General features: G+C 35.6%; 5 protein-coding genes and 1 pseudogene. All 6 read right to left on the bottom strand.

Features of this window, described 5'->3' with window-relative positions; genetic code table 11:
* Positions 1-106: pseudogene (locus ACE3RB_RS19810) on the bottom strand (50S ribosomal protein L11); the annotation flags it as partial.
* A gap of 280 nt (positions 107-386) precedes the next feature.
* Complete coding sequence (locus ACE3RB_RS19805; protein WP_374465784.1) at positions 387-1055, bottom strand: hypothetical protein; 669 nt, start codon at positions 1053-1055, stop codon at positions 387-389.
* A 6-nt stretch (positions 1056-1061) separates the two neighbouring features.
* Complete coding sequence (locus ACE3RB_RS19800; protein WP_374465783.1) at positions 1062-1709, bottom strand: hypothetical protein; 648 nt, start codon at positions 1707-1709, stop codon at positions 1062-1064.
* A gap of 11 nt (positions 1710-1720) precedes the next feature.
* Positions 1721-2341, bottom strand: coding sequence for a hypothetical protein (locus ACE3RB_RS19795; protein WP_374465782.1), 621 nt, complete (start codon positions 2339-2341; stop codon positions 1721-1723).
* 637 nt (positions 2342-2978) lie between these two features.
* Positions 2979-3521, bottom strand: a complete 543-nt coding sequence (nusG, locus tag ACE3RB_RS19790; protein WP_002976412.1) for a transcription termination/antitermination protein NusG — start codon at positions 3519-3521, stop codon at positions 2979-2981.
* Between the two features lie 20 nt (positions 3522-3541).
* A partial coding sequence (gene secE, locus ACE3RB_RS19785) for a preprotein translocase subunit SecE (protein WP_374465781.1) occupies positions 3542-3730 on the bottom strand: 189 nt, incomplete at its 5' end.

The raw sequence follows: 3730 nt of genomic DNA, 5'->3' as shown, positions 1-3730 counted from the left end.
TGATGTTCACACCTGCAGAACCCAATGCTGGACCTACTGGTGGAGAAGGGTTAGCTGCGCCACCTTTCACCTGAAGCTTTACCATTTTAAAGACTTTCTTAGCCATTGTTTGTTTTTTAAATTTGAATAATTAATGAGTTTGGAAGCATTTATTATTCAGTAGGTTATCGTACTCACCTATGACAAACCTACTTTTTGGACTGCAAAAGTATAAAATATTTTTGAAATAGCAAATGGAAATTACTGATTTTTAAAAAGTTTTATAAAAATACTTGTTATCCTGTGAAATAAATTCTGAAGTATTTTAAAATTATCCGAGCAATAAAAATAAAAACGGCTATTTACTTTTTAAATAGCCGTTTTATATATTCTGACAGGAAAATCTGTTAAAAACCTGAAGGTTTGTTAATCGTTTGGGTAGAACCGTCATTTCCTCCCAGATCAGCATTGATATCATTGATATTCTGTTTCTCAATTAATCTTTTATATGCCATCAGATACAGATCAACAGTAAAGTTGTTGTAAGTTCTTGAAGGAGTGGATGCATTCATAGCAATAATTCTTCTGTCTGTAAACTTTGCTCTGATATGCCATGTTCCGTTACTTTTGAATGCAACAACATTAGGGGATCCCTGCTTGTTATCATTAATACCATTGTCTCCGTAATCAAGCATTACACTGGTAGTTCCGTCATTCAGCTTGAATGAATAATTATGAAGTACAACAAGAAAATTGTTGGCATCTATCTTTGTGTCATAATCTTCAATTCCTGTACCCGGTACTCCGGTAAGGGTAAGTTTAAGGTAATTAAACAATCCGCTGCTTTCCAAAGTTGGGTCATACAGCTGCAATGCGTTTTCTGAAGTTGCCAGAAAGCTTCCTCCTGACATCGTAGGTTCTCCCGGATTTCTCAGATATAAGGAATTGGTATAGGTTTTACCATTAACATCAAGTGTTTCTGTAGGATTTGCTGTATTTATTCCTACCTTTCCCTGCTGGGCATTCATAAACAATCCCAGGCACATGATTATTGTGATATAAATTTTTCTTTTCATAGCTTTTTATTGAAGTCCTAAAGGTGTGTTGGTGGAAACTCCTGAGTAGCCAGGTGAAGCTGATGCTGAAACAGAACCGTTGAAAGTTCCCCAGTCTTTAACTAATGACTTTTCAAAGACATTTAAAGTAAGCGTCCATGTACCGTTTTGAGATGAAACAGTTCCGGCTCCTTTAAAAGCTAAATTAATAGCATGGTAGCTTTTACCTCCACTGGTTACCTGAGTAATTTCTGTGGAATAAGATCCATACGATTTTGGATTTGTCGTCATATTTGCTGCAGAAACCGCTTCTGTAAAGACAGCACCTGTAATAGCCACAACATATTTACTCGCATCCAATCCTGTATTGAGATTCACTACTTCATCCTGTCTTACATTTTTCAATACAACATTATACATATTTACAGGCGCCACATTACGAAGCGATATATCCAGCAGCTTAACTTTACCTACCGGTGAACTGTCTTTTGAACGGGTAAGAAGAAGGTAGTTTCCTGCTGCCTTCGTATTTTCCGTATCTATTAAATAGGACTCTACCAATGTTTCCCCTTCCACATCAAGAGTTCCTTTCGGTGTTGCTGTATTGATTCCTACTTGGGCGTTTATGCCTAATGCAGCAAAACCCGTAAAGAGTATCGCAATAATTTTTTTCATAATTTATGTTTCTATTGAATTAATGGAGTTGCAGCAGCACCTGTTCCTGAAGCATTAAGGTCTTGTGTAGAATTGAAATCCTTGGCATATGATCTGTCAAATACTAACAGGTTCAGTGTCCAAACCCCTGTCGGAAGTGATGAATCCGGCGAGAATCCATGATAGTCTGCCTTCAGCTTCCATGTCCCTCCTGAAGAATAGGCAAAAATCTGAGGTACAGGAGTAAGCCAGTTGGCAGAAAACGTTCTTGTAGGCTGTGTAAAACCAAAAGAAGAAATGACTACCAGAAATTTTTTAGAATTGATTTTTGTATCAAACTGATTCACCCAGTCTTTATCTGCAGGATCACACGTAATCTTGAACTGAATAAGATTAATGGGAGCCGGTGAATTAGGTACAAAAGAGTCATTGTACGCTGTTATTTTGTTTTCCGGAGCCGGAGATTTGATAATGAAAGTGTAGTTCTCATCCGCTTTCAGTTTTTCCATAGGCTGCTTGAAAACAATTCCTGATGTCTTCATCGTACCGTTTACGGTAAGTTCCTTTTCCGGTGTCGTAGTATTGATTCCAACCTGCGCGCTTGCGAACACAGATGTACTCACCAGAGTGATCATCGAAATAATTTTTGTCATTGGGTTATGTGTTTATATAAAACTTGTGTTTTTAACCAGCCCATTTTTTATATCTCATGCTTCAAAACATAAGATCCCACTACAACTGTAATCAGTGTATGAAATAAAAAAATATAAAATTAATGGATTAGTTAACACCTTGGTTGCAAGAAACATGCCATCCGAAATTAAATTAGACGATCTGAAAAAGATCTCCACTGAAAAAACAAATATGATCACGTAACAGTGATTAAACTATTAAGGCAAACGATTCTTTAGAAGCAGTTAACAGGGTTCTGAATTTAAAACATCGTTAAAATAATCTTGATAAACTTAAAAAAACTCTAACAATAGGGAAAAATTATGAAAATTAAATACCAATATTTTATTATGAATTAATAGAATTTTGGAATTTTTGATTCAATCTTAAAAGCTGTAGAAATAGAAATGTCTAATGCTTGAATTTCATGCAAAGGGATCCCGTTTGCTGTATTGTATTTCAGGAAGCAAAGACTTGGTAGACCTCATTGACTTTTTACATGTGTACCCCACCGTATCATATTGCTTTAACCTAATCCGCATTTGCAGAAATGCCGGAAAGCCATAAATGAAAAAAGACCGCTTAATAGCAGTCTTTTTTATATTTTATAAAATAATATTATACTTTTTCTACTTGCATGTAGCTTAGTTCCATTGGAGTTTTTCTACCGAAGATCAATACAGAAACTTCAATTTTCTTTTTGTCTTCAAGAATTTTCTCCACTGTACCATTGAATCCGTTGAAAGGTCCATCGATTACTTTAACGTTTTCACCTACTACATAAGGAATTTCAACATCACTTGCAAATTCAGAAAGTTCATCCATTCTTCCAAGCATTCTGTTAACCTCTGATTTTCTCATTGGAACAGGATCACCTCCTTTTGTTAAGCTTAAGAAAGAAATAACTCCAGGGATATTCTTGATAACGTGAGGAATTTCTCCCATCAGATCAGCTTCGATCATTAAGTAGCCAGGATAGTAAGGTCTTTCTTTAGGAACTTTTTTACCGTTTCTAATCTGGATCACCTTTTCCATGGGAATAACCACTTGAGTAACGTACTGCTCAAACCCTAGACGTTTGATTTCTGTCTCAATATAGTTTTTCACTTTATTTTCCTGTCCGCTGATAGCTTTCAGCACATACCATTTCAATTCGCTCATTATGGGAAAATACTTTTTTGTTAATTAAACAAGTTGATTAACATTCCTATTATGTTGCTGATTGCTTTTGAAAACAATTCATCAACTCCAAAGGTAAATAAAGCCAGAATCACTGTCGCAATAGTCACTACAATTGTAGAAGACTGAAGGTCAGCCCATTTTGGCCATTCAACTTTATGTCTGAATTCGTTATAAGAACCTTTTAAAAA

It is taken from the genome of Chryseobacterium sp., from assembly GCF_041914225.1.
Classification (GTDB): domain Bacteria; phylum Bacteroidota; class Bacteroidia; order Flavobacteriales; family Weeksellaceae; genus Chryseobacterium.
This window is presented reverse-complemented; position numbering and strand designations above follow the sequence as displayed.